The 6,980-nt window shown below is 60.4% G+C and carries 4 protein-coding genes; 3 read left to right on the forward strand and 1 reads right to left on the reverse strand.

Going from position 1 to position 6,980, the window contains the following annotated elements; genetic code table 11:
- Window positions 1-595 precede the first annotated feature (595 nt).
- Window positions 596-1,966: a PLP-dependent aminotransferase family protein gene (locus tag IM708_RS19860; protein ID WP_209428308.1), complete on the reverse strand. Its 1,371-nt coding sequence runs from the start codon at window positions 1,964-1,966 to the stop codon at window positions 596-598.
- A 225-nt stretch (window positions 1,967-2,191) separates the two neighbouring features.
- Here IM708_RS19860 and IM708_RS19865 point away from each other — a divergent pair, with 225 nt between their 5' ends.
- The 3 genes from IM708_RS19865 to IM708_RS19875 form a co-directional block, all read left to right on the forward strand.
- Window positions 2,192-2,590: a DUF983 domain-containing protein gene (locus IM708_RS19865; protein WP_209428309.1), complete on the forward strand. Its 399-nt coding sequence runs from the start codon at window positions 2,192-2,194 to the stop codon at window positions 2,588-2,590.
- A 360-nt stretch (window positions 2,591-2,950) separates the two neighbouring features.
- The gene (locus tag IM708_RS19870; protein ID WP_209428310.1) at window positions 2,951-6,334 is read left to right on the forward strand and encodes a PAS domain S-box protein; all 3,384 of its coding nucleotides are present in this window, start codon (window positions 2,951-2,953) and stop codon (window positions 6,332-6,334) included.
- A 260-nt stretch (window positions 6,335-6,594) separates the two neighbouring features.
- Window positions 6,595-6,980 (forward strand): transposase (locus IM708_RS19875; protein WP_209428311.1); only part of this gene is annotated, 386 nt, incomplete at its 3' end.

Below are 6,980 nucleotides of genomic sequence, written 5' to 3' on the forward strand. Positions count from 1 at the left end.
TGGGGGCGATAGGGGAGCCGCTTGCGAAGTCGCGACTTGCTTGGGGTACACCCCGCGGCCGAGGCGTTATGCTCTCCGCCTCACTCGAAAATCGCTCGGCGAGCAAGGCAGATTTGCGGGTGCCGATTTCGGTGATCGCTTTGACCCTCGTCTCGGTATCGGCAACGATGGCGCCCAGGACGGCCGCGCACATGGATTGGAAGTCTGGACTATCAGATGCTCGGCGCTGGCGATGCAGCGGGCGCGAACGACGATCCCGCACCCGAAGCGAATCGCGGCGCTCAGGCGACGGGGTCGAGCGCCTCGGGCTCAAGATACGGACTTTTACTCCGCGACAGTCAGATCACCCGACCGTTTCCGCTGTCCATTTTGTCTCCGGGATTCACAGGAGACTACAGCATGAAAGTTGCCCTCATCGGCGCCTCCGGCAATGTCGGCCAGCGCCTCCACAGCGAACTCCTCTCGCGCGGTCACGACGTGACGGCCATGCCGTGCAGGCCCTGATCCGCATCGGGTCCCGGGTGCGAACACGGCGATGCTGGCATCACAAGGTGGGCTGACTTAGCAAGCGTTCACTGCATCGCGCTTTCAGTCCTTATCCCGCCCAATCGTTCGGTCCGAGCGAGTTGGCCATGAAGAGCATCGCTCTTCGCAACTCATCCCTTGTTATAGAGCCGCCGAGACCGACGCGAACATGCTCGTCTGGGGGGCCGAGGACGGTGAATGCGTCCGACGGCATGATCCCGATGTGCCTGCCTCCCATCCGCCCCATCAAATCTGCGCGGCCAGACCCCTCGGGCAGACACAGCCAGATGTTGAATGCGTTTGGGTGGGATCGATAGTTGAACCCGGAAAGCACCTCCACCGCGATCGCCTGGCGCGCCGCGCTTTCGCTCCGAATGAAGCGGCGGATCGCTTCCGCCGTTCCGTCATCGATCCAGCGCGTGACCAGCGCCGACGAGATTGGTGACGCCATAACTGCGGTGCTGCGCAGGGCGTGCCCCAGTGCCAGTGCGCATCGGCTGGATGGAACCGCCGTGTAGGCGAGGCGCAATCCGGCGCCGAGACACTTCGAAAGTCCGCCGACATACCAGGTGAGCTCGGGGACGCTGCACGCAATCGGGTCGGGAGAATTCAGAGGAATGAACCCGTAGGCATCGTCCTCGATCAAGTTCAGCCCGTGCTGGCGCATGACCGTGGCGATTTCTGTCCGGCGGGAGGCTGGTATGGTCAACGTCGTCGGATTGTGCAGCGTGGGGGTGAGGTAGAGCGCCTTGGGTTCGTGCTCGCGAATTGCGTGGTCAAGCGCAGAGGGATCGATCCCCTCCGCATCCATCGGCAGCCCGACAAGCTTAAGGTGGAGCCGCGCTGCGATCGTGCGCAGACCGGGATAGGTTACGCTCTCGCAGAGGATTGTGTTGCCGGGTTCTGAGAGGATTGAGAGGATCGCGACCATGGTAGCGTGCGCACCGGGAGTGATTGCCACCCGATCCTGCTGCGGGCTAAGGCCGCGTTCGGTCAGCCAGGCCAATGCGGTAGTTCTGTCGCGGTCGCTTCCAAGCGGCGACTGGTAACGAAGTAACGGGACCAAGTTCGCGCCGACATAATCGAGGCCGGAGCGCATCCGGCGGATCAATTGTTCGTCGCGCGGCTCGGGCGGCATGTTCATCGCCAGATCCTCGTCGCGGGCGCGCAGAGGATCAGGCTCCGCCACAAGAATCGTGGCGTGGCTGACGAATGTGCCACGTCCGACGTGGCTCTTCACGAGACCGCGCTTCTGCGCCTCGGCGTAGCCGCGAGAAATCGTGGTGAAATCCATGCTCAGACGCTCGGCGAGCTGGCGCTGCGGCGGCAGGCGATCGCCCGGCTTCAGAACCCCGGCAGCCAGGTCACGCGCAACGGCATCCGCAATCGCGAGGTAGCGGGGTTTTCCGTCAGTTGAAAGCTCAGGGTCCCAGCTGATCATCGGCATGCCTCCTTTACTCACTCTATAACACATTAGTCTGGACTATTGATCGCATATTGTACTGGAAAAGATAGCGTCAAGTCGAGCAAATATCCTAACTGTTCTTAGCGGGCACTGCGCCAAGATTTCTACCATCATTTGTCCAATCAATGTGCCTTGATTTTTCCTTCAATACATTCTATGTAGGTGTCTACCCACCCTACGCTGAGTCGAGAGGACAGAGGAATGAACACATCCGCGAACGAAACGAACACCGCCGAGAGAGCGACCAAGCTTGCTGTCTTGAAGGGCCTTCGCGGGCGGTGCCCGGCATGCGGAGAGGGCAAGCTCTTCGCGCGCTACCTCAAGGTAACCGACGCCTGCTCGGTCTGCGGCGAGGAGTTGCATCATCATCGCGCCGATGACGGTCCAGCCTTTCTTACGATACTCATTGTAGGGAAGCTTGTCGCCATCGTCTTTCCGCTCTTTTTCGGGCTTATGATGGATGAGCCGCTGATGGTCGCTCTCGGTCTGTGCGCCGCCGCAACGGCGCTGGCTCTCTTAGTGCTGCCGCGCATGAAGGGGCTCATGGTAGGCTTTCAGTGGGCAAAGCGAATGCACGGGTTCGGCCGTCCGGCAACCTGACTCGCCGCTCAGGCGATGCACGTCCACCCGGAATCATCCACCGTCCCGCGAACACAGGGAGTTTGGCGTCGACAGTTCATGATAGAGCGCTCACGGTCAGTGGAGCCTCGATTTCGATAGAACCGATCCTGTCGCCAAACTGAGTGAGCATCTTCTTCCAGACATCGCGGACGAACTTCAGTTCGGTGATCATGGAGCAGCCTCGCTTCGGGGGAACCCCGAAGATTGGCTGGCTTCTCCTAACCGGAAGCGACTACGTCATAGCGCGGCCGAGGGCTTCGCGAGTCAAGCAGGCTGAGCGTTCCCGACAGCTGCTTTTTCGCGTGGATAATTGGAAACTATTTTAACGGGGGAAGAAAGTTGAATACGGCCACCGACAGTTTCTTCCTGTCCCACCCTGACCCGATGTGGGTCTACGACCTGGACACGCTCCGCTTTCTGGCTGTCAACAATGCCGCTGTCGCCAAGTACGGGTATTGCCGCGAGGAATTCCTCGCGATGACGATTGCCGATATTCGCCCGGAAGAAGATCGATCCGCGCTGACGGCAAGTGTCTCGGCGACCACGGAAGGGCGTAACGAAGCAGGGGTCTGGCGACACCTCCTGAAATCCGGCGAACTCATCTATGTCGAAATCATCGGCCACACCATCGACCATGATGGGCGTCGCGCGGAATTGATCGCCGCGCGTGATGTCACCGAACGCGTCGAATCCACGCGTGCGCTTGAGCGGGCGAAGCGGATGCTCGAAATCGCGGGAACGTCTGCAAAGTTTGGGGCCTGGCGATACGATGTGGCAGCCGATAGACCGGAGTGGTCCGCCGAGACCGCCCGTATTCACGATGAACCGGACGGATTTTCGCCCAGGATCTCTGATGCCATCGGCTATTACGCTCCTGAGCACCGGGACCGAATCGCGACCCTGTTTCGGGAGTGCATCAATCACGGTCAGCCGTTTGATGAGACACTCCAGATCATCACTGCCAAAGGGCGCCGGATCTGGGTGCGAGCGACCGGGGAAGCGGAACGTGACGAGACTCGCCAGATCATTGCTGTTCAAGGGTCTTTTCAGGACATCTCGGAACTGGTGACGATGCGCAAGCGAGCCGAGGAATCCGAGAGGCTGCTGGCAATTGCAGGGCGTGCGGTCAAGCTGGGCGGCTGGCGCGTGGATCTCACCCGTCAAAAGGTGATTTGGACGGACGGCACCGCGGCCATTCACGAATTGCCGCCCGGCACGCCCCCGACGCTCAAGGATGGTGTCGATTTCTTCGCACCCGAAGAGCGCGACTCGGCGCGCAAGGTCTTTGAGGATTGCGCCGAACACGGAGTTCCATTTGATGACTTCCGCGATCTGATTACGGCCAAAGGAAATCGCGTTCGGGTGCGCTCGATTGGCGTGCCCGTCAGAGATGAGACCGGCAAAATTGTTGCAGTGGAGGGGGCACTACAGGACATCACGGAACTGACGACAGCCCAGCGGAAGGCCGGAGAACTGGCTCGGCGTCTGGCCGAGACTCTGGAGAATATCGGCGATGCCTTCTTTACGCTCGATCGGGACTGGCGGTTCACCTATGTTAACAGCCAGGCTGAGAAGCTTCTGGAGCGCAAGCGTGACGAATTGATTGGCCTCCGGGTCTTCGATGAATTTTCCGAGTTCGCGGGCAGCGTATTCGACGCTCAATATACCCGCGCCCTCGACACTGGTGAGACCGTAAGGTTCGAACAGCGCTATGTCCCGCTCGACCGCATTTTTCGCGTCAGCGCCCATCCGATACCGAACGGGTTGGCCGTCTATTTCTCGGATATCACCGAAGAGCGGCGCCAGACCGAACAGTTGCGGCTCCTCGAGGCTGCCGCAGGACAGATCAACGATATCGTCATCATCACGGACTGCGCAGAACGCGATGCATCGGGCAACGCCACGATCACCTACGTCAACGATGCTTTCGAACGCATCACCGGCTATTCACGCGAAGAGGCGATCGGTCAGACACCGCGCATGCTGCAAGGCCCGAAAACACAGCGGTCCGAGTTGGATCGGATCAGACAAGCTGTCGAGACCAAGTCACCAGTGCGCGCCGAGTTGATCAACTACACGAAGAGCGGCCGGGAATACTGGCTGGAACTCGACATCGTGCCGCTTGCGAATGAAGAGGGATCGGTCACGCATTTTGTCGCTGTTCAGCGCGATATCACCGATCGTCGGCGCGCTGAGGAAGAGCTGCGGATCTCCGAAACGCGGTTCCGCCTGATCGCCGAGGCCTCGGGGAACGCCGCCTGGGACTGGGATATCGCGGAAGGTCGGTTGTGGTGGAGCGACGGGATGGAGCGGCAGTTTGGACATCGTCCCGATCTCGAACGCACGCTACCGAGCGTCTGGCGCGAGAACGTACATCCAGACGATGCGAAGCGGGTCGATGAGAATATCGACAAGCTTCTCACGGGAACAGACGCCGTTCATGACCACTATCGTTTCAGGCGGGCCGACGGCAGTTGGGCTGATGTCGAGACTCATGCCTTCGCGATCCGCGACGACGACGGGCGTGCCGTCCGGGTTCTTGGCAGCATGTCCGACATCTCGCAGCGCCTGGAATTGGAAGCGCGGTTGCGCCAGTCGCAAAAGCTGGAGGCTGTCGGGCAGCTGACCGGCGGCGTGGCCCATGATTTCAACAATCTGTTGACGATCATCATGGGCAATACGGAACTGCTTCAGGACAATCTTGATGAAGGCAGTCGCTTGCGGCGGTTTGCCGACATGAGCGCCATGGCGGCGGATCGCGCGGCCGAACTGACCAATCGGCTTCTGGCGTTTTCGCGCAAGCAGTTGCTTAAACCCCAGGTAATCGACGTCAATGCCGTGGTTGGCGACATCGAGGGCATGCTGCGCCGCACCCTGGGCGAGGATATCGACATCGAGATCGTTCTGGCCGACGGCTTGTGGCCTACAGAGATCGATCTGGCCCAGGTCGAAGCCGCGCTTCTGAACCTCACGATCAATTCGCGGGATGCGATGCCCGATGGCGGATCGTTGACCATCGAAACCGGGAATGCGGCGCTCGACGACGCCTATGTCTCGACCGAACCCGACTTGCGGGCGGGGGAATACGTCGTCATCGCGGTTAGCGACACTGGGCACGGCATTCCCACTGATCAGATCGCCCATGTGTTCGAGCCGTTCTTCACGACGAAGGCCATCGGTCAGGGAACGGGACTCGGGTTGAGTATGGTCTTCGGCTTCGTCAAGCAGACGGGCGGCCATGTCCGGATCTATTCGGAACTGGACGAAGGCACGACGGTCAAACTGTATTTCCCGCGGTATCTCGGCGACGATCCGGCGCAGGGCATCGACGCGGACGACGAGCCCTTGCGACGCGGACAGGAGACCATTCTGGTCGTCGAGGACGACGCGCTGATCTTGCAGCAGTTGATCGCGCAATTGACCGGGCTGGGTTACGAGGTTGTCACGGCCTCGGCGGGGCCGCCGGCGCTGGACATCCTGCGTGGGCGATCGGATGTCGACCTGCTCTTGACCGATGTGGTATTGCCCGGCGGAATGAATGGCCGCCAGATCGCCGAGGCCGCGCAGGTGATCTGCTCGGGCCTCAAGGTTCTCTATACCTCGGGCTATTCTGAAAATGCGATCGTTCATCACGGGCGGCTTGATCCTGACGTCAGCTTTCTCGGCAAACCCTACCGTCGGTCCGAACTCGCTGCGAAGGTTCGGGAAGTGTTGGATTCCTGACGGGGAATTGGCGGGCGGAGCAGGGTGGATTGCCGGAGCCGACGAGGAAACGATGCCGGGCTGATGATCGCAAGAAAGCCGCGATTCTCCCGGTCGCATGGCGTATATGCGTGGGCCTATAATGGAAGGTCGCCGGGGCAGACCGCGTGAAACCCGCCGCTTTTTCTCGAGGATAATCGGGTAAAGACCTCTGCATAATTGAGGATTCCCGCTGGTTTTCTGCTTTGGTATGGCTTGCCAGCATGATTTCCGGGGGGACGATGGACCTTTTCCTACGCGAAGCGGCTGATCGGATTGGTGATGACGATGTGCTTTCCAAGATCGATGCGCTGATCGACTGGCGGGCGATCTCACCGATTCTGACACGTGGTCTGGGGCGTTCGGGGATCGGGCCGCAGGGCTACGATCCGCTGGTGCTGTTGAAGTGCCTTTTGATCGGCCAGTGGCACGGTCTGTCGGACCCGAAACTGGAACGCGCTCTCAAGGTGCGGCTGGATTTCATGATGTTTTGCGGGCTGGGCCTGCATGCGCCGGTGCCGGACGAGACCACCCATTGCCGGTTTCGCAACGCGCTGGTCAAAGGTGGGGTTTATGATGATCTGCTGGCCGAAGTCTGCCGCCAGCTCGAACATCACGGGTTGAAGCT

Origin of the sequence: Pararhodobacter sp. SW119 (assembly GCF_017811755.1) — a bacterium.
Lineage (GTDB): Bacteria > Pseudomonadota > Alphaproteobacteria > Rhodobacterales > Rhodobacteraceae > Pararhodobacter.

Excerpts from the sequence above, each read along its gene's own strand:
- IM708_RS19860 (WP_209428308.1), bottom strand. The coding sequence starts at position 1,966 with ATGATCAGCTGGGACCCTGAGCTTTCAACTGACGGAAAACCCCGCTAC.
- IM708_RS19865 (WP_209428309.1), top strand. The coding sequence starts at position 2,192 with ATGAACACATCCGCGAACGAAACGAACACCGCCGAGAGAGCGACCAAG.